We start from the raw sequence: 19,230 nt of genomic DNA on the forward strand, positions 1-19,230 counted from the left end.
CACGACACTTCACGAGCTACAAACAGGCGACAGATCACGAGCTACTGACAGCGCTCGACCAGGCAATTTGACACGTCGGGCAATTACAGGGTATTCTTCCAAAATTCCGAAATCGTGCAGGCGCCCCTCGGGCTCCGACTTGCGAGCAGCCTTACGCCGCGCCGGCGACCGGCTTGCGTCGCCGCGCCGTGCTCGCGCCCGCAGCGGGGCCGCGGCGATGCCCGGCCAGCAGCTCGCGGATCTGGGCAGCGGGCTTTGGCGGGCTGAACAGATAGCCCTGCATCTCCGAGCAACCGAGCTCGCGCAGCAATTGCTGTTGCTGCGCGGTCTCGACGCCTTCCGCCGTCGTCGTCATGCTGCGCTCGGCGGCGATGTTGACGACGGCCTCGACGATGCCGGCCGAGCCTTGCGGATCGGCGATGTCGGTGACGAAGCAGCGGTCGATCTTGATCTTGTCGAACGGGAATCGTTTCAGGTAGCTCAGCGACGAATAGCCGGTGCCGAAATCATCAAGCGCGATCCTGATCCCGATGGCGCGCAGCTGGTGCAGTGCGGCCAGCGCCGTCTCGTCGTCGCGGATCAGCACCGCCTCGGTGATCTCGAGCTCGAGCCGGCTCGCTGACAGCCCCGACGATGCAAGCGCTGCGATCACCTTGAGCGCCAGCGTGCCGCTGCGGAACTGCACCGGCGAGACGTTGACGGCGAGCCTGACGTGGTCGGGCCAGTTCACGGCTTCCTTGCAGGCCGTCATCAGCACCCACTCGCCGAGCTGGTTGATCAGGCCGGTCTCTTCCGCGATCGGCACGAATTCGGCCGGCGAGATCATGCCGCGCTGTGGATGACGCCAGCGCACCAGCGCCTCGCAGCCGGTGATCTCGTTGCTGCGCAGGTCGACGCAGGGCTGGTAATGCACTTCGAGCCCGCTGCTGGCGGCGATCGTCTGCCGCAACTCCATCTCGAGCTCGCGGCGGGCGCGGGCGTCGGCATCCATCGCCGGCTCGAAGAAGCGGAAGACGCGCCGGCCGGCCGACTTCGCCGCATACATCGCAAGGTCGGCGTTCTTCATGATCTGGTCGAGATCGGTGCCGTCCTTCGGCGCCAGCGCGATGCCTATGCTGGCGTCGGTCGTGACCTGGTGGCCGAGGCACTGATAGGGCGCGCGGATCACCTCGTAGATGCGCGCGACGAGGTCGGCGACCTCGGCCTCGCTCTTCACCCTGGTCTGCACGATCGCGAACTCGTCGCCGCCGAGGCGGGCGACGAAATCGCCTTCGCCGATCACGCCGCTCAGCGTCCGCGCCACGGACTTGAGAAGCTCGTCGCCGACCATGTGGCCGAGCGAGTCGTTGACGCCCTTGAATTCGTCGATGTCGATATAGAGCACCGCAAGCTGGCTGTCGGGCGTGACATGCGGCAGCTCGCGCCTGATCTCCTCGTGGAACAGCGCGCGGTTCGGCAGGTCGGTGAGTGCATCGTAGTGGGCAAGATGCGTGATGCGCTCCTCGGCGCGGCGGCGCTCGGTGACGTCCTCGTGGGTCGCAAGCCAGCCGCCGTCGGCCAGCGGCTCGTTGACGACCTGGATCGAGCGCCCGTCGGGCGTCGTGATCACCATGGTGTTGCGGATGCCGACGTCGCGCAGCACGAGATTGACGTAGCGCTCGACGTCGCCCTGGAACGATCCGGTCCGGTGTCGATGCACGATGACGTCGCGGAAGCTGCAGCCGGGCCTGATGATGTCGGCCGACAACCCGTACATCTCGATATAGCGCCTGTTGCAGATCACGAGGCGCTGCGCGGCGTCGAACAGCAACAGCCCCTGCGTCATGTTGTTGACGGCGGTGTCGAGCCGCAGCTTCTCCAGCGTCAGGCGTTGCTGCTGGGCGCGATGCTGCTGCACCAGCTTGCGCACCACCAGCGTCAGCAGGATCGCGATCGCCAGCACCGAGATGCTGGTCACCGCGATCAGGATGCCGATCTGCTCGCGCCAGTTGGCGAGCGCTGCCTCGGTAGTGCTTGTCGCGACGACGACGATCGGGAATTTGGTCAGTGCCCGCGACGACACCAGGCGGTCCTTGCCGTCGACCGGGCTGGCGAGCCGCGTCGTGCTCTGCGGCTGCTCGAAGACCTGCTGCTGATTGACCGGACCGTTGCGGAAGTTCCTCCCGATCAGCTCCTCGACATGGGGATAGCGCGCCAGCAGCGTGCCGTCGCGATGATGCATCGAGATCGCGGCGCCGTCGCCGAGCGCCACCGTGGAGAAGAACTTCTCGAAGGTCGCCGGCTCGATGCCGCGGCCGACCACGCCGAGGAATTCGCCATGCGGACCGGTGACCTTGCGGACGATGACGGTGGTCCAGTTTCCGGTGACGCGGCTCACCACCGGCGCGACCTGCATGTCGGGCGAATAGGGGCTCGATTTGAAGATCTGGAAATAGGGGCGATCGGCAATGCTGGCCTGCGGCAGCGGCCAGGCGCCCGAGCTGTTGATCAGAACGCCGTCGGCGTCGAACACGTTGAGGCTGCCGACATTGGACAGCGCGTCCATCTTGGATTTGAGCATCGCATGGATGTCGGCGGCCGACATCCGGCGCCTGTAATTCTCCAGCGTCGCGATTGCATTGTCGCGCATGAACGCGATCAGGTCGCGCTGGACAACCTCGAGATCGTCGAGCTGCTGGTCGAAATGCCGCGCCAGCAGCAGCACGGTGTTCTCGAGCTCACGCTCGCTGTTGTGCAAGGCGCGATCGCGGAAATTCTCCGCCATCAACGTAGCGCCGATCGCGATCGCGGCCATCAGCACGGCGCCGCCGAGGATCAGCCAGCGGATCGGACCGCTGCCGATCACCGAGGTGATGTTGAACGAGGCGCTGCCGTTTGGATTCATGTGCCGCAATCGCTTCCAGGTGTTTCACCCGGAAGTAGGTTTCGTGCACCCCCGGCCCGCGAAAGTCGTATCCAATCGAAATGGAGCGCGGGTTAGCGAGATTGGTTAATGAAACCTTGCGGGCATTTGCGACAGGCCGTCGCTTGCGCACCGGCGATCAAGCGCCGGCGCGATAGTGCCCCGACTTGCCGCCGATCTTCTCGACGAGGTGGATGCCCTCGATGCGGATGCCGCGATCGACTGCCTTGACCATGTCGTAGATCGTCAGACATGCGACCGAGACTGCGGTCAGCGCCTCCATTTCGACGCCGGTCGGCCCCGTCACCTTGACGCTGGCGCGGACGATGCAGCCGGGCAGCTTGCGGTCGGGTGTGATGTCGATCGTGACCTTGGTCAGCGCCAGCGGATGGCAGAGCGGGATCAATTCCGAGGTCCGCTTCGCCGCCATGATGCCGGCGATCCGCGCCGTCGCCAGCACGTCGCCCTTCTTGGCCTGGCCGGTTTCGATCAGCGCCAGCGTCGCCTTGCTCATCACGACGCGGCCTTCGGCGACCGCGGTCCGCTCGGTCGCGGGCTTGGCCGAGACGTCGACCATCCGAGCCTCGCCCTTGGCGTCGATATGGGTGAGGGCGGTGCCCGAGCCGGAAGGCTCGGCCTTGGTCTTGCCCTTGCTGTTCCGCGCCATTGCGTCAGCGCGTTGCGGTGGCGCGCGGGGCGGCCTGCCGCGTCAGCAAGGCGCGGGTGGCCGCAGTGACGTCCTGCTGGCGCATCAGGCTTTCACCGACCAGGAAGGTCGACATCCCGACCCGTTCGAGCCGGGCGAGATCGCCCGGCGTGAAGATGCCGCTCTCGCCGACCATCAGGCGGTCGGGCGGGATCAGCGGCGCCAGCGCCTCGCTGGTCGCGAGCGTGGTCTCGAAGGTGCGCAGATTGCGATTGTTGACGCCGATCATCGGCGAGCGAAGTTTCAAGGCACGGTCAAGCTCGGCGCGGTCGTGGATCTCGACCAGCACGTCCATGCCGTAGCCGAGCGCGGCGTCCTCGATCTCCCCGGCCGCCGCGTCGTCGAGCGCGGCCATGATGATCAGGATGCAGTCGGCGCCATGGGCGCGCGCTTCCGTCACCTGGTAGGTGTCGAACATGAAATCCTTGCGCAGCACCGGCAGGCTGGTCGCCGCGCGGGCCGCAACCATGAAGTCGAGATGGCCCTGGAACGAGGGCGCGTCGGTCAGCACCGACAGGCAGGCCGCGCCGCCGGCCTCATAGGCCTTTGCGAGCACGGGCGGATCGAAGTCGGCCCGGATCAAGCCCTTCGAGGGCGAGGCCTTCTTCGCTTCCGCGATCAGCGCGTAGTCGCCGCGCGCATGCTTGTCCTTGAGGGCGCGGACGAAGCCGCGCGGGGCCGAGGCCGATTTGGCCTGCGCCTCGACCTCGGCGAGCGGATGGGCGCGCTTCGCGGCTGATATCTCCTCGCGCTTGTAGGCCTCGATCTTGGTCAGGATGTCCGACATCGCTTGGCGCCTTGCTTAACCGTTCGAAACCGCGACCAGATGCTTCAGCCGCGCGGCGGCAGCGCCGCTGTCGAGCGACTGAGCGCCGATCGCGACGCCTTCCTTGAGGTCCTTGGCGCGGCCGGCCACGATCAGCGCGGCGGCGGCGTTGAGCAGGGCGACGTCGCGATAGGCGCTCGGCTTGCCCTGCAGCACGCTGGAGAGTGCGATCGCGTTGGCATCGGCGTCACCGCCCTTCAGCGCCTCGCCGCCGACGCGGCCAAGGCCGGCATCCTCGGGCGTGACCTCTGATGTCCTGATCTTGCCGTTATCGAGCGTCGCAACGAAGGTCGGGCCGGTGAGGGTGATCTCGTCGAGGCCATCGGAGCCATGCACGACCCAGACCTTGTCGGAGCCGAGGTTCTTCAGCACCTGCGCCAGCGGCTGCACCCATTGCCGCGAGAACACGCCGACCATCTGCCGCTTGACGCCGGCCGGGTTCGATAGCGGGCCAAGCAGGTTGAAGATGGTGCGGGTGGCGAGCTCGACCCGGGTAGGACCGACATTCTTCATCGCCGGATGATGCGCGGGCGCGAACATGAAGCCGATGCCGGCTTCCTTGACGCAGCGCCCGACTTGTTCGGGCGTCAAATCGAGCTTGACGCCGAGCGAGGCCAGCACGTCGGCGGCGCCCGAGCGCGACGACAATGCGCGGTTGCCGTGCTTCGCCACGGGCACGCCGGCGCCGGCCACGATGAAGGCCGCGCAGGTCGAGACGTTGACCGAGCCGGAGCCGTCGCCGCCGGTGCCGACGATGTCGACGGCCTCCGCCGGCGCCGTGACCGGCAGCATCTTGCCGCGCATCGCAGTGACAGCGCCGGTGATCTCCTCGACGGTCTCGCCGCGCACCCGCAGTGCCATCAATAGCCCGCCCATCTGCGAGGGCGTGGCTTCGCCCGACATCATGCTGTCGAAGGCGGACGCCGCCTCTTCACGCGTCAGCGTGGCGCCGGTGGCGACTTTTCCGATGATCGATTTCAGGTCGTCCATTCGCTGGCTCAGGGTCTGTTGTTGGAGCTTGATCGCCGCGCAGCGCGTCGTCGCGCTGTCCCGATCATGCTCAATTATTAGCGCCTGTCACCTGTGCGAAGGCTGCCTGGTTGATGGTCACACCGATATCGGACTCGATCTTCGTGACATATTGCGCGACCTGCTCGTCGCTCAGCGACCGCCGCAGCGCCTCGGTGAGCTGCTTGGCCGCGTCGGACGCGAAGTCGACCGGCGGCACCGTCACGTTGGTGACGCGGAAGACCACCCACTGGCTGCCGCCGGCGACGGAGGTCTGTCCATCGCCGTCCTTGGCGGTCCGGAATGCCGCCGCAATCACGCCGGCCGGCACGGCAGGCAGCGAGGCCTCGCGGTTGAAATTCGCCGCGGTTTCGACCTTGACGCCGGCAGCGGCGGCTTCGTCGGCGAGCTTGGCGCCGCTGTCGAGCTTCTGGACGATCTCGGTCGCCTTGGCGCGCAGCTTGGTGGAGATCTGGTCTTCGCGCCACTTGGCCTCGACCTGATCGCGAACCTCGTCGAGGCTGCGCTCGCGCGACGGCGTGATGCCGAGCACGTCGTACCAGACATAGCCGCCGTTGAACTGGATCGGGTCGTTGTCGACGCCAACGTCGCTGTTGAAGGCCTGCGACACCACGTCGAGGCCGCGCGGGATGTTGGTCGCGACCTGGCCGTTCGGCAGCCGCCCGGAGCGATCGACCGCGTCAATGGTGACGGGCGTCAGCTTCAGTTTCTGTGCGGCTTCGACGACGCTGGCGCCGCCGCCGCGCTCGTCTTCCATCTTGTCGCGCAGGTCGGCGACCTTGGTGCGGGCGCGCTCGGAGGCGATCTCGTTCTTCACCTGCTGGGCGAGGCTCTCATAGCTCGGGGTCGCGCCGGGCTCGACCTTGCCGACCTTGACCAGCGCGACACCGAAGCGGCCCTGCACCGGCTGGCTGACTTCGCCTGCGGGCAGGGAGAAGGCGGCATCGGCGACGGCAGGGTCGAGGATCGCCGACTTCGCGACCAGCCCGAGATTGACGTCGGCCAGATTGAGGTTGCGCTCCTTGGCGATGTCGTCGAACGACGTGCCCGACGCGATCCGCCCGCGCGCGGCCTGCGCCTCGCCGGCGTCCGGAAACACGATCTGCGAAACCTCGCGCTTCTCCGGCGTGCTGAGCCGGTCCTTGCGCTCCTCGAAGATCTTCCTGGCGTCATCGTCCGACACCGTTTCCCACTTGCCGATCTCCTCGGGCGTGATGGCGACGAAGGAGATCTTGCGGTATTCGGGCGCGCGGAACTGGGCCTTGTGGTCCTCGAAATAGGCGGCGAGCGCCTCGGGCGAGGGCGGATCGATGGTGCCGGCCTGCGCGGCGCCGAGCGTGATGTAGTCGATCGAACGCTGCTCGTTCTGGAACCGGGTCAGCGCCTCGACCAGCGATTTCGGCGGCTCGATCCCGGACGAGATGGTGCCGGCGATCTGCCGCCTGAGGCCAACGCGGCGCTGCTCGGCGATGTAGCGGCCTTCGGTATAGCCATAGTTGCGGATCACGGCCTGGAAACGCTGTGGGTCGAACTGGTTGTTGAGGCCCTTGAAGTTCGGATCGTTGTAGATCGCGCGCAGCACCTCGGCGTCGGACACATTGAGGCCCATGCGGCGCGCTTCCTCGTCCATCGCGGCTTCCGCAAGCGTCTGCTGCAGCACCTGGCGGTCGATGCCGAAGGCGCGCGCCTGGTCCGGCGTCAGCGGACGGCCGAACTGGCGGCCAAGCTGCTGCAGGCGGTCGGTATAGATCTGGCGGAACTGCTCGGCCGAAATCTCGGTCCCGCCCACCTTGGCGAAGGTCGACTGGCCAAACCCCTTGAAAATGTCGGCAATGCCCCAAATTCCGAAACTGACGATCAAAACGCCCATCACCACGGCCATAATCGTCTTGCCGAGCCAGTTTGATGAGGCTTTCCGCATTCCTCGAAGCATGGGTCCAACTTGTTTTACAGGAGGGGAACCGGGTCGTGCCCAATGGGGAGCCGAAAGTCGAGGCTTTTGTCCCGCAGCAGGGTGTCACCGGGTTGAAAACCCATCATAAAGTGGCCGAAGCGCCCCCGCAACCTTGGCCGCGCGGGCGGAAGCGTCGCACGGTGTGCGCGAAGCCGCGCTCTGGAAGTCGCCGCCCGGCTCTGGTAGCGCAGGGACACGCTTGAACGATGGGAAATCCGACATGACCGACGCCATCCGGCCGCTGATCGCCGGCAACTGGAAAATGAACGGCCTGAAATCCTCTTTTGCCGAGTTCGACGCGATGCTGGCAGGCGCCGGCGATGTCGCCGGGAAGGCTGATCTCCTGGTCTGTCCGCCCGCGACATTGGTCGGGGCGTTCGCTGACAAGGCGCGCGGCTCGAAGGTCGCGGTCGGCGCCCAGGATTGCCATCCCAAGGCATCGGGCGCCCACACCGGCGATCTCTCGGCGGAGATGTTCAGGGATCTCGGCGCGGTCGCGATCATCGTCGGCCATTCCGAGCGGCGCGCCGACCACGGCGAGACCGACGCCTTGATTCGGCAGAAGGCGGAGGCCGTCTGGCGCGCCGGGCTGACCGCGATCGTCTGCATCGGCGAGACGCGCGAGCAGCGCGACGCCGGCAAGACGCTCGATGTCTGCGGCACCCAGCTTGCGGGCTCGCTGCCCGACGGCTCGACCGCGGCCAACCTGGTGGTGGCCTATGAGCCGGTCTGGGCGATCGGCACCGGCCTGACCCCGACCGCCAAGGATGTCGAGGAAGTTCATAGGTTTATCCGAGGTCAGCTCACCGATCGCTTCAAGGGCGAGGGAAACAGGATCAGGATCCTCTATGGCGGCTCGGTCAAGCCGTCGAACGCGGCCGAGCTGATGGCGGTCGCCAATGTCAACGGCGCACTGGTCGGCGGCGCCAGCCTGAAGGCGTCGGACTTTTTGGCGATCGCTGCGGGGTGTTAGGGCTGCCCCTTTCGCACCGAGCTCTCACACCGTCATCCTGAGAGTCTGACTCATAAATCACCCAACCTTAGCTGCAGCCGCGAGTCTGCGGGTCAGGAGCCTGATGTGTGCAATCAGCAGCCAGGCAGCTTCGGTTGCCACCGTCGCCTCGAAGTCCTTGGCGAGGCGGCGGCATCTGCCGAACCAAGCGAATGTGCGTTCAACCACCCACCGCCTCGGCAGAAGCTGGAAGCCTTTGACGCCTTGAGGCCGCTCGACGATCTCGACAGTCCATGGACCGCAGTCTGAGAGCGCGTCGAGGAGTTGATTTCCGCGGTAGATCCGGTCGGCAAAGACGTGGCGCAGCCGGGGGAAGTTCATCCGCACGTTCTTCAGCAGCGGTACGGCGCCATGGCAGTCCTGAACGTTGGCCGGATGAACATGAACCCCAAGGAGGAGGCCATTGGTATCCGTCACGATATGCCGCTTGCGGCCGTAGATGCGCTTGCCTGCATCGTAGCCGCGCGGTCCGCCAGCTTGGGTGGTCGGCGCACTTTGACTGTCGATCACGGCTGCCGTCGGCTTCGGTGTCCGTCCAAGCTTTTTTCGCGCCCGTCGGACAAGCACGCTGACAATCCTCTGCCACCGGCCTGTATCCCGCCATCTATAAAAATAGCCCTGCACCGTCGAATAGGGCGGGAACTCCTGCGGCAACGCCCGCCACTGGCAGCCGGTCGAAACGATATAGAGGATCGCTTCGATCACACGACGCAGCTCCGTCTTACGCGGCCGGCCGCGCCGGTTCGCTCGCGGCAACAGGCGTCTGATCAGCGCCCACTCCGCATCGGTCATATCGCTTGCATAACGCAGACCGTCCCGCCGATATTGCTCCCGAGTGATCTTGGTCCAGGGCATCGTGCTCTCCCTCGAATCTTTGCAAATCCGATGGAATCACACCCCACTGAGATCACTCACCCATTTTTCAGTCAGGCTCTGAGGAGGCCGCAACGCGGCCGTCTCGAAGGATCGACGGCCCAGCTGGTGGCCGTCGACCCTTCGAGACGCGCGGAGCCTGTCATCGGGCCGCGCTTTGCGCGGACCCGTTGGCGCTCCTCAGGGTGATGGGATTGGCAGTGTTGCGCAGACAGTTGCCATCGGCATCTCTGCTTGGCTACGGATTCAGGCTGCCGCCGCCCCGATCCGCTTCCAGTAGATCATCGTGCCGGTGAGGCCGCCATGCGGCTTCAGCGCGTAGTCGGGGATGATGCCGGTGAGCTGAAATCCCAGTCTTTCATAGAGTGGCGCGGCGCCATCCTCTTCGGCGGTGTCGAGCACCAGCAGTGTGCGTCCGTGCGCGATCGCAAGCTGCTCGGCCGCGCGCATCAATTCTGTCGCCACGCCGCGATGGCGATGGGCGACGCGCGTCATCATTTTTGCAATTTCCGCCCGATGCGGCTGGTTCGGCGGCAGTTTGAGCAGCAGCGTCACGGTGCCGATCAGATCATTGCCGGTGAATGCGCCGAGCACAATGCGCTCGCCCCGCGCGGCGGCGCCGAGCGAGTCCTGCCAGAATGCATTGGCGTCATCCGGCGACAACGGATGCATGAAGCTCACCGAGCCGCCGCCGGCGACGGTCTCGACCAGCAGCTCGCTGAGTGCGCTGCGAATCCCGGGCGCGTCCTCGAGCGGCTTGATGGCAAAGTGCGACATGCATCAGCTCCGGGCCAGGGTGACCACATAGGTGCAGGAGGCGTTGGTCTCGTTGGCGAAGGTCGTCTCCGCCGGCGGTCCGAATCCGAGGCAATCGCCGGCGGCGAGCAAATGGCGCGCGCCGCCTTCGGTGATGACGAGGCTGCCGCTGAGCACCCAGACCAGTTGGCGGATATGCGCGTAGGAGGAGGCGGGCAGGGTCACGGTCTGCTTTGGCGGCAGCTCGACCCGCACCAGTTCGACCGGATGGTCGGGACGGCTGAACACCTGGCGGCGCAGATAGCCGGTTTCCGGATCGCGCCAGACCGGTTGCGCGGCGGCGCGCGACAGCCGTTCGCCCTGGCCTTCGGCGCGCAACATCAGGCCGGCCAAAGTGAGATCGAACGCTGAGGCGAGGCGCACCAGCACGACCGCGGTGGGGCTGACCTCGGCGCGCTCGATCTTGCTGATCGTGGCCTTCGAGACGCCAGCGCGTTCGGCGAGGTCGGCCAGCGACCAGCCCCGGCCATCGCGCTCGAGCCTGATCCGCTGCGCCAGGCGCTGACTCAGATCGTCTACCAAAGTATCCATTTGTCTACTATAGTAGAAATTGCCGGTTCCCGGCAAGGCCCGGCCGGGCCGCCATCGGCGCCGCTTGTGATCGTCGACAGTGCGACTATCTCGGGGGTGACAATGCCCGGTGCAATCGTGTAACAGGGCGCGACTTCACGAAAACCGTAGAGCCGATAGCGCCGTTTGTCTGGCCGCTTGGCGGCTTGTGACGGAAGGCTTGCGATGCAGACTGTCGTTATCATTGTCCACCTCATGATTGTCGCCGTCATGATCGGCGCCGTGCTGTTGCAGAAATCCGAAGGCGGCGGCCTCGGCATGGGTGGCGGCGCCGGCTTCATGTCGAGCCGCGGCACCGCCAATTTGCTGACGCGGACTACGGCGATCCTCGCGGTGGGCTTCTTCATCACCAGCCTGTTCCTGTCCTGGTACGCAGGCTACGACCGCAAGCCGAGCTCGATCGTCGGCACCGGCGCGCCGGCGCAGACGCAGCCGGCCGGCGGCACGCCGATGAACGCGCCGACCTCGGGCGGCATCCTCGATTCGCTGAAGAAGGCCGACGAGCAGCAGGGGCAGCAGGCCCCGAGCGGCCCGCAGGCGCCACGGTCGCAATAAAGCAGGGTGGCCATGCAGGATGCCCCGCTGGCATCCTGCATCAGAAACCCCCATCAATGCTCTGAAATCGCTTCCAGTTTGATGCAACCCACAGCCCGGCGAATTGTTTGCCGGGAACAGCCGATTCGTTTTGCGAATCGCCGGAGTCGGATTAAAGGTAAAGTCCCATGGCGCGGTACATATTCATCACCGGCGGCGTGGTCTCCTCGCTCGGCAAGGGTCTGGCTTCAGCGGCGCTCGGCGCTCTGTTGCAGGCCAGGGGCTACAAAGTCCGCCTTCGCAAGCTCGATCCCTATCTCAACCTCGATCCCGGAACGATGTCGCCGTATCAGCACGGCGAAGTGTTCGTGACCGACGACGGCGCCGAGACCGATCTCGATCTCGGCCATTACGAGCGCTTCACCGGTCGTCCGGCCACCAAGGCCGACAACATCACGACCGGGCGAATCTACCAGGACATCATCACCAAGGAGCGCCGCGGCGATTATCTCGGCGCCACCATCCAGGTGGTCCCGCACGTCACCAATGCGATCAAGGAATTCGTGCTGTCGGGTAACGACGAGTTCGATTTCGTGCTGGTCGAGATCGGCGGTACCGTCGGCGACATCGAGGGCCTGCCGTTCTTCGAGGCGATCCGCCAGCTCAAGAACGACCTGCCGCGCGATCACGCCGTCTACATTCACCTGACGCTTCTGCCGTACATTCCAAGTGCCGGCGAACTCAAGACAAAGCCGACGCAGCACTCGGTGAAGGAGCTGCGCTCGATCGGCATCCAGCCGGACATCCTGCTGTGCCGCACCGACCGCGAGATTCCCAAGGAGGAGCGGCGCAAGCTCGGCCTGTTCTGCAACGTGCGCGAGAGCGCCGTGATCGAGGCGCGCGACGTCGACAACATCTACGCCGTGCCGGAGGCCTATCACGCCGCCGGCCTCGACGACGAGGTGCTGGCCGCGTTCGGCATCACCGCGAAGATTCCGCCGGCGCTGCAGAGCTGGCACGTCATCAACGAGCGCGTCCGCAATCCGGAAGGTGCGGTGACGATCGCCATCGTCGGCAAATACACCGGCATGAAGGACGCCTACAAATCGCTGATCGAGGCGCTGTCGCACGGCGGCATCGCCAACAAGGTGAAGGTCAATCTCGACTGGATCGAGAGCGAGGTGTTCGAGAACGAGGACCCGGCGCCGTTCCTCGAGCACGTCAACGGCATCCTGGTGCCCGGCGGTTTCGGCCAGCGCGGCGCCGAGGGCAAGATCCGCGCGGCGCAGTTCGCGCGCGAGCGTGACGTGCCGTATTTCGGCATCTGCTTCGGCATGCAGATGGCGGTGATCGAGGCGGCGCGCAATCTGGTCGGCATCGAGGACGCCAACTCGACCGAGTTCGGCCCGACCAAGGAGCCGCTGGTCGGCCTGATGACGGAATGGCTGCGCGGCAACGAGCTCGAGAAGCGCTCGCAGAGCGGCGATCTCGGCGGCACGATGCGGCTAGGGGCCTATCCCGCGGCGCTGAACCGCGGCAGTCGCGTCTCGCAGGTCTATGGCGGCGCGACCGAGATCTCCGAGCGGCACCGCCATCGCTACGAGGTCAACACCGCCTACAAGGACCGCCTCGAGCAGCACGGCCTGCGCTTCTCCGGCATGTCGCCCGACGGCGTACTGCCGGAGATCGTGGAGTACGAGGACCATCCCTGGTTCATCGGCGTCCAGTTCCATCCCGAGCTGAAATCGCGGCCCTTTGAACCGCATCCCCTCTTCGCGTCGTTCATCGAGGCGGCAGCCAAGCAGAGCCGGCTGGTTTAACTGAGCGGCCGTCAGCTGCGCCGCTACACGGCGCAGTCCTCGCTGGTCCGGCGTTCTTTCTTGATCGGTGAAACGTTTGCACCAGCCGCCGGCGTGCCGTCGCGCGTCATCAGCTTGTATTGCGGGCGTCGCGTCAGCCGGTAGACCGCGGCCGGCGGCACGTTGAGGATGGCGCGATCGACCAGCGTGGCGCGCAGGCCGAGTCGGTCGAGGATCGGCCGCGGCACCGGACAGCGCATGCCGTAGGTGAATTGATAGAACGCGCCGCCGGGACGTAGATAGCTGAACGCGCCGCCGACGATCGAGATGACCTTGCGCGGCGACATGTTGAGCAGCGGCAGTCCGCTGACGACGGCGCCGACCGGCGCGCCATCGTAGAGCCGCTCCGAGGCGAGGCGCGCCGCGTCCATCCACAGCACGCGCGCGCCGGGAAAGCGCAGCTGCAACAGCCGCATGAAATCCGAGCCGTATTCGATCAGCGTAAGATCCTGCTGGCGCACGCCGCGCTTCAACAGCTGATAGGTGAACGCGCCGGTGCCCGGTCCGAGCTCGAGCACCGGGCCGGTGTCGGCGCTTATGTCGCGCGTAATCAGTTCGGCGAGCGCGGCGCCCGACGGCGCGATGGCGCCGACGCGGCCGGGGGCCGCCATCCACGCCGTGAAGAAAGACAGCAGATCATGTGACATTGGGATTCCCAGCAAAGTGTCGCGGCGCTTCGACTCAGATGCGAAGCGTGACGCCTTGTTTGCGGGAGCTGCATTGCGACAACATTGCGCGAGAGCCCCGTTCCGATTGAATCGGAATGGACTCTAGTGTCCTGAATCAAAAGTTCGGCGGACTCCAAATCGACTCGATGATAGCGGACTCTCCTGATTTGGGGAGGATTGGCGATGGGTCGGCGCTTTGCTCCGCTGGAGCTTGATGAGGTGGAACGTGCTGAGTTGACATCGTTGGCGTCGCGTCGAAGCACTGCTCAGGCGTTGGCGCTGCGGGCTCGGATCGTCCTGGCCTGTGCTGAGGGCGAGCAGAGCAAGGTCGTGGCGGCCCGTTTGGCTGTCGATCCCGACACGGTCGGCAAATGGCGGCGGCGGTTCTCCGAGCATCGGCTTGAAGGTCTTTGGGACGAGCCGCGATCGGGGACGCCACGCACGATTGAGGATGCCCGGATCGAGGCGGTGATCGTTCGCACCCTTGAGACCCAGCCTCCCGGGGCCACCCACTGGAGTTCGCGCAGCATGGCGCGGGCCAGCGGGCTGTCAGTCTCAACAGTACAGCGTATATGGCGCGCTTTCGGCTTGCAGCCGCATCGGTTGGAGACCTTCAAGCTCTCAACCGACCCCGACTTTGTCGCCAAGGTTCGCGACATCGTCGGCCTTTACGTAGCTCCGCCCGAGCGCGCCATCGTACTGTGTGTCGATGAGAAGTCGCAAATCCAGGCGCTGGATCGCAGCCAGCCCATGCTGCCCATGCGACCTGGCCAGCCGGCGCGCCGTAGTCACGACTACAAACGCCATGGCGTCACCTCGCTGTTTGCCGCCCTCGACGTCGCAACCGGCCGGGTCATTGGCAAATGCTATGGACGCCATCGTGCCAAAGAGTTCCGCAAGTTTCTCGATGAGATCGAAGCTGCGGTTCCAGACGATCTGGACGTCCACCTCGTCATGGACAATTACGCAACCCACAAGACGCCGTTGATCCGCAACTGGCTGGCAAAGAGGCCGCGCTGGCACGTCCACCTGACGCCAACCAGTTCATCCTGGCTCAATCAGGTCGAACGCTTCTTTGCACTCATCACCGAGCGTAAGATTAGGCGCGGCATCTATCGCAGTGTGGCGGCGCTACGGGCCGAGATTGCCTCCTTCATCGACCATCACAACGCTGACCCAATGCCGTTCCGATGGACCAAATCAGCTGACGACATTCTCGGCTCAATCGAACGCTTCTGCGCTTACAATCTGCCCGCCAAGGCATAAAATGCCATGAACTTTTGGTTCAGGACACTAGTTTCGACGCGTTTCCTTCACGCGAACCGGTGCCCATCCCGCATCGAGTGCGGGACAGGCTTCGCTCGAAAACGCTTTGGCATCACGACGCGAACGGCGCCGGCGGTAATGTGAGGCGGAAGCACGCGCCGCCCTTCGGGCCGTCGAGCACGGAGACGTGACCGCCGTGCAGCCTTGCGATCTCGCGCACCATGTTGAGGCCGAGGCCGGCGCCGCGGTCGAGCGGCGCGAGCCGATAGAACGGATCGAAGATCCGGGTGCGCTGGTCCTGGGGAATGCCGTCGCCTTCATCCGATACGTCGATCGTCGCGGCGCTGCCGACATGGATGGTGATGGTGCCGCGGCGGCCGCCATGCTGGATGGCGTTCTGCACCAGATTGGTGAGCGCGCGCTCCAGCGCGGCGCGATCGCCCAAGATCTCGACGCGATCGGTTGCGGTATCGAGCGACAGCTCGTAGCCGGCCGCGATCGCGAGCGGCGCGAGGTCGGCCGCGACATTGCGGGCGACCGCGACGAGATCGACGCGGACGAACGGATTGCGGCACTGGTCGAAGCGCTGGATGTCGAGCAGTTGCTCGGCCAATGTCGCAAGCCGCGCCGAATCCTCGAGCAGGCGGGTTTTCTCCGGACCTGGCGGCAGCGACTCCAGCCGCGTGTTGAGGATCGCGATCGGCGTGCGCAATTCATGCGCCGCGTCGGCGACGAATCGCTGGTGCCGGGAATAGCCGTCGTCGAGCCGTTTCAGCGCATCGTTGATGGCGGTCACCAGCGGCGCTACCTCGAGCGGCAGATGGTCCGCCGACAGTCGGCTGCCGCGCTGGCGGAAATCGATGCGGCGCGCTTCGTCGGCGGTGGTATCGAGACCGGCGAAGGCGCGCTTCACCACCATCGGCGTCGCGATGAAGGTGGCGCATGCCATCAGGAAAAGGCCGGGCAGGGCAATGGCGAGGAATGCCAGCGTCGTGGCGAGCGCGGTCTTGACGCTCGACATTGGCCCTTGCGTCGCTGTGAGCACCTGCACGGGGCCGGCGTCGGAATTGACGCGCTTCAGCCGCGCCGGCGGCTTGCGCGGATCATCCTCGAACATCTGCCAGCCGAGCCGCGCCTGGCTGATCTGGTCGAGCGCGTCGCCGATCCTGGCGAATTCCGGCGGCACCGCGCCTTCCGTCAGCGAACGGCCTTGCCGGTCGCGCACCAGGAACCAGAGGTCCGGCGTGTCGTCACGAAGCTTTTGCAGTTCGGCCGTCGGGCGCAAAATCAACTCGCCCTTGCCGTCGCGTGCGACCGCGCCCTGCACGATGGAAATCACATGATCCTCATCGCGCGGAACGATCAGGAAGCCGGTGGCACACAACGCGCTGATCAGGCAAACGATCAGCATGGCAAGCAGCAGCGCCTGGAGCGTCACCAGCCGCCAGCTCAGTTGCGAGCGCAGGCAATAGTGCTCGGCCTGTTCGCTCATGACGTTTGCTTCAAGAGATAGCCGACGCCGCGGATGCTGTGGATCTCGACGCCGGCGTTGGCGTCGGCAAGCTTGCGCCTGAGACGCGAGACGTGCGCATCGAGCGCGTTGGACTGGATCTCGTCCTCGAAATTGTAGACGGCTTCCTCCAGCGTCGCGCGCAGCACGGTGCGGCCCATGCGGCGCAGCAGCGTCTCCAGCACCAGCAGCTCGCGCCGCGGCAGCTCGAGCGGACGGCCGTCGACACTGGCCTCGCGATGGCCGCAATCGAACGCCACGCGGCCGGCCCTGATGATCTCGAGCTGCAGGCCGGCGGGGCGGCGCAGCACGGCGCGCAGCCGCGCCATCAGCTCCTCGACCGCGAACGGCTTGGCCAGATAGTCGTGGGCGCCGCTGTCGAGGCCAGTGATGCGGTCGGTGAGATCGCCGCGCGCGGTCAGCACGATGATCGGCACGCCGTCGGCCTTGGCGCGCAGCTTCGGGATCAGCGTGAGGCCGTCGCCGTCCGGAAGCTGGCGGTCGAGCAGGACCGCGCCATGCACGTCGGCACAGATCGCTTCCTCGGCCTCGGCAAGGTTCGGCACGTGGTCGACCACCATGTCGTAGCCCTTCAGCGCCTGCGACAGCGCCGCCGCCATTTCGGCCTCGTCCTCAACCAGCAGTATCCGCATGTCCTTGTGGTCCAACTCCTGAAGGCAGGTTTTAGGGCAAGTAACATTGCAACAACATTGCGGAAATGGCCGCCCGTCGCGAGCAGGGGTGCCATGTTGTCACCCCCTCAAGACAGTCCGGAAGGCGCTGGCTATAACCGCCCGCACACAAATCTGGGAGGACTGCCAATGATCTACGAGACCCGCGTCTATCGCTGCCTGCCGGGACGGCTGCCGGCGCTGCTCAAGCGCTTCGAGACCATCACGCTGAAGCTCTGGGACAAGCACGGCATCAGGCAGGCCGGTTTCTTCACGACGCTGGTCGGGGAATCCAACCAGGACCTGACCTATCTGCTGGCCTGGGAATCGCTCGCCGAGCGCGAGAAGAAGTGGACCGCGTTCGCGACCGATCCGGAATGGATCGCCGCACGCGCCAAGACCGAGGAGGACGGCCAGATCGTTCTCACCATCGAAAACCAGCTTCTGGTGCCGACGGCGTTTTCGTCGGTCAAGTGACGCCCGCTGCGGCCATGTTCCCGTCATTGCGAGCGAAGCGAAGCAATCCATTGGCACCACATATGCGGAGCGATGGATTGCTTCGTCGCTTCAGCGCAAAATTGCTTCGCAATTTTGTCGCGAGCTCCTCGCAATGACGGGGAGGCATCTTTTCTCGGTCCCTTGGGGAGGGAAAGTTGTAGCGACGCTATTGCGGGCAGCCCGAGGTCTGATCGCCCTGGGTCACCATCGGCTTGCCGTTGATGAAGACGCCGTGGCTGCCGGAGGTCGTCTTGCCGCCGCAATGCGTGCGATCGCCCATGACCACCGCCGGCTTGCCGTTGATCAGGACGTTGGGCACGCCCTCGACAAGCGCGCCGCCATTGCTGGTGGTGTCGCCGCTGCGCGCCGCCGGCTTGCCATTGACGGTCACGCCGGTGGCGCCGCTGGTGACGACCCCGGGCTGGCTGCTGGTCTGGCCGTAGGCGAGGCCCGACATCGCCGAGAGGGCGGCGACGACTCCGATCATCAGCGGGATGCGCATGGCTTCCTCATGGGAATCTGTTCCGCGCCAGTTTATAGGCGCTGTTTGGGCGGGATTGTGTTAGCACGGCGCACCCACGGCGTCAGCGCAACCCCCTCATCGTGCGGGATGGCTTGATCCGTCCCGCGCGGGACTGCATGGTCGCCGGCAAAAGGATGCAGCATTTTGACCAATCAGGTTTCCGCGCAGGCCGCCGCGCCGATCGTTGCCGTCGGATCGGCCAAATTCGGCAATGCCTTGCCGATTTCGATCATCGCCGGTCCCTGCCAGCTCGAAAGCCGCGCGCACGCGCTTGAAGTGGCGTCCGCGCTGAAGGAGATCGCGGCGCGGCTCAAGATCGGTCTGGTGTACAAGACCTCGTTCGACAAGGCGAACCGCACCAGCGCGACGGCGGCACGCGGCATCGGATTGGCGCAGGCGCTGCCGATCTTCGCCGAGATCCGGTCTTCGCTCGGGCTGCCGGTGCTGACCGACGTACATGAGGCGACGCAGTGCGCCGACGTGGCGCAGGCGGTCGATGTGCTGCAGATCCCGGCCTTCCTGTGCCGGCAGACCGATCTCTTGCTGGCCGCGGCCGCGACCGGCAAGGTCGTCAATGTCAAGAAGGGCCAGTTCCTGGCACCGTGGGACATGGCCAATGTGGTCAGCAAGATCACTGGCGCCGGCAACGCCAATGTGCTGGTCACCGAGCGCGGCGCGTCGTTCGGCTACAACACGCTGGTCTCGGACATGCGCGCGCTGCCGATCCTTTCTCGCACCACCGGCGCGCCTGTCATCTTCGACGCCACCCATTCGGTGCAGCAGCCGGGCGGCAAGGGCACCTCGTCGGGCGGCGAGCGTGAATTCGTGCCGGTGCTGGCGCGTGCCGCGGTCGCGGTCGGCGTCGCCGGCGTGTTCATCGAGACCCATCCCGATCCGGATCACGCTCCGTCGGACGGCCCCAACATGGTGCCGCTCCGTGACTTCGAGTCCCTCGTCAAGCGGCTGATGCAGTTCGACGCGCTGGCGAAGACGGCGGCCTGACCGGCGGACAA

18 protein-coding genes are annotated in these 19,230 nt (G+C 65.7%); 6 read left to right on the forward strand and 12 right to left on the reverse strand.

Annotated features, from left to right (window positions below; all coding sequences use genetic code 11):
- Positions 1-151: 151 nt before the first annotated feature.
- The 5 genes from J2R78_RS35525 to J2R78_RS35545 all read right to left on the reverse strand — a co-directional run bounded on the left by J2R78_RS35525 (position 152) and on the right by J2R78_RS35545 (position 7,396).
- Positions 152-2,884 (reverse strand): EAL domain-containing protein, encoded by a 2,733-nt coding sequence (locus J2R78_RS35525; RefSeq protein WP_253608499.1) that lies wholly within the window; start codon positions 2,882-2,884, stop codon positions 152-154.
- Positions 2,885-3,041: 157 nt separating this feature from the next.
- Positions 3,042-3,569: a cyclic pyranopterin monophosphate synthase MoaC gene (gene moaC / locus J2R78_RS35530; RefSeq protein ID WP_050384518.1), complete on the reverse strand. Its 528-nt coding sequence runs from the start codon at positions 3,567-3,569 to the stop codon at positions 3,042-3,044.
- A gap of 4 nt (positions 3,570-3,573) precedes the next feature.
- Positions 3,574-4,395 carry an indole-3-glycerol phosphate synthase TrpC gene (gene trpC / locus J2R78_RS35535; protein WP_253608500.1) on the reverse strand — a complete coding sequence of 274 codons (822 nt, stop codon included), beginning with the start codon at positions 4,393-4,395 and terminating at the stop codon, positions 3,574-3,576.
- Between the two features lie 15 nt (positions 4,396-4,410).
- Positions 4,411-5,424 (reverse strand): anthranilate phosphoribosyltransferase, encoded by a 1,014-nt coding sequence (gene trpD / locus J2R78_RS35540; protein WP_253608501.1) that lies wholly within the window; start codon positions 5,422-5,424, stop codon positions 4,411-4,413.
- 70 nt (positions 5,425-5,494) lie between these two features.
- Positions 5,495-7,396, reverse strand: coding sequence for a peptidylprolyl isomerase (locus J2R78_RS35545; RefSeq protein ID WP_253608502.1), 1,902 nt, complete (start codon positions 7,394-7,396; stop codon positions 5,495-5,497).
- 241 nt (positions 7,397-7,637) lie between these two features.
- Between J2R78_RS35545 and tpiA the strand changes: the two genes are divergently transcribed.
- Positions 7,638-8,390 (forward strand): triose-phosphate isomerase, encoded by a 753-nt coding sequence (gene tpiA / locus J2R78_RS35550; protein ID WP_253590179.1) that lies wholly within the window; start codon positions 7,638-7,640, stop codon positions 8,388-8,390.
- A gap of 57 nt (positions 8,391-8,447) precedes the next feature.
- Here the strand turns inward: tpiA and J2R78_RS35555 are convergent, their stop codons facing one another.
- The 3 genes from J2R78_RS35555 to J2R78_RS35565 all read right to left on the reverse strand — a co-directional run bounded on the left by J2R78_RS35555 (position 8,448) and on the right by J2R78_RS35565 (position 10,649).
- Positions 8,448-9,284, reverse strand: a complete 837-nt coding sequence (locus J2R78_RS35555; protein WP_253608503.1) for an IS5 family transposase — start codon at positions 9,282-9,284, stop codon at positions 8,448-8,450.
- Positions 9,285-9,548: 264 nt separating this feature from the next.
- Entirely contained in the window at positions 9,549-10,079 is a 531-nt protein-coding gene (locus J2R78_RS35560) for a GNAT family N-acetyltransferase (protein ID WP_253608504.1), read from the reverse strand.
- 3 nt (positions 10,080-10,082) lie between these two features.
- Positions 10,083-10,649, reverse strand: a complete 567-nt coding sequence (locus tag J2R78_RS35565; RefSeq protein WP_253608505.1) for an XRE family transcriptional regulator — start codon at positions 10,647-10,649, stop codon at positions 10,083-10,085.
- A 204-nt stretch (positions 10,650-10,853) separates the two neighbouring features.
- Between J2R78_RS35565 and secG the strand changes: the two genes are divergently transcribed.
- Positions 10,854-11,243: a preprotein translocase subunit SecG gene (gene secG / locus J2R78_RS35570; RefSeq protein WP_028334048.1), complete on the forward strand. Its 390-nt coding sequence runs from the start codon at positions 10,854-10,856 to the stop codon at positions 11,241-11,243.
- A gap of 167 nt (positions 11,244-11,410) precedes the next feature.
- On the forward strand, positions 11,411-13,042 hold the full coding sequence (locus J2R78_RS35575) for a CTP synthase (RefSeq protein ID WP_253608506.1): 1,632 nt from the start codon (positions 11,411-11,413) through the stop codon (positions 13,040-13,042).
- Positions 13,043-13,065: 23 nt separating this feature from the next.
- On the opposite strand, the gene J2R78_RS35580 is transcribed toward J2R78_RS35575, so the two are convergent.
- A complete protein-coding gene (locus J2R78_RS35580; RefSeq protein ID WP_057016525.1) occupies positions 13,066-13,728 on the reverse strand; it encodes a class I SAM-dependent methyltransferase in 663 nt (220 codons plus the stop codon).
- Between the two features lie 204 nt (positions 13,729-13,932).
- On the opposite strand from J2R78_RS35580, the gene J2R78_RS35585 reads away from it, so the two are divergent.
- Positions 13,933-15,015, forward strand: a complete 1,083-nt coding sequence (locus J2R78_RS35585) for an IS630 family transposase (protein WP_253604297.1) — start codon at positions 13,933-13,935, stop codon at positions 15,013-15,015.
- Positions 15,016-15,127: 112 nt separating this feature from the next.
- On the opposite strand, the gene J2R78_RS35590 is transcribed toward J2R78_RS35585, so the two are convergent.
- Together J2R78_RS35590 and J2R78_RS35595 are read right to left on the reverse strand one after the other, a co-directional pair.
- The gene (locus J2R78_RS35590; RefSeq protein ID WP_141342679.1) at positions 15,128-16,507 is read right to left on the reverse strand and encodes a HAMP domain-containing sensor histidine kinase; all 1,380 of its coding nucleotides are present in this window, start codon (positions 16,505-16,507) and stop codon (positions 15,128-15,130) included.
- The gene (locus J2R78_RS35595; RefSeq protein ID WP_253608507.1) at positions 16,504-17,178 is read right to left on the reverse strand and encodes a response regulator transcription factor; all 675 of its coding nucleotides are present in this window, start codon (positions 17,176-17,178) and stop codon (positions 16,504-16,506) included. The genes J2R78_RS35590 and J2R78_RS35595 overlap by 4 nt, the downstream gene beginning before the upstream one ends.
- Positions 17,179-17,346: 168 nt before the next feature.
- Here J2R78_RS35595 and J2R78_RS35600 point away from each other — a divergent pair, with 168 nt between their 5' ends.
- Positions 17,347-17,673 (forward strand): NIPSNAP family protein, encoded by a 327-nt coding sequence (locus tag J2R78_RS35600; protein ID WP_253608508.1) that lies wholly within the window; start codon positions 17,347-17,349, stop codon positions 17,671-17,673.
- 187 nt (positions 17,674-17,860) lie between these two features.
- Here J2R78_RS35600 and J2R78_RS35605 read toward each other — a convergent pair whose 3' ends face one another.
- Positions 17,861-18,196, reverse strand: coding sequence for a PAAR domain-containing protein (locus J2R78_RS35605; RefSeq protein WP_253608509.1), 336 nt, complete (start codon positions 18,194-18,196; stop codon positions 17,861-17,863).
- 165 nt (positions 18,197-18,361) lie between these two features.
- Between J2R78_RS35605 and kdsA the strand changes: the two genes are divergently transcribed.
- Positions 18,362-19,219, forward strand: coding sequence for a 3-deoxy-8-phosphooctulonate synthase (gene kdsA, locus J2R78_RS35610; RefSeq protein WP_253608510.1), 858 nt, complete (start codon positions 18,362-18,364; stop codon positions 19,217-19,219).
- Positions 19,220-19,230: the final 11 nt, after the last annotated feature.

Source organism: Bradyrhizobium sp. USDA 4538, from assembly GCF_024171045.1.
Lineage (GTDB): Bacteria > Pseudomonadota > Alphaproteobacteria > Rhizobiales > Xanthobacteraceae > Bradyrhizobium > Bradyrhizobium australafricanum.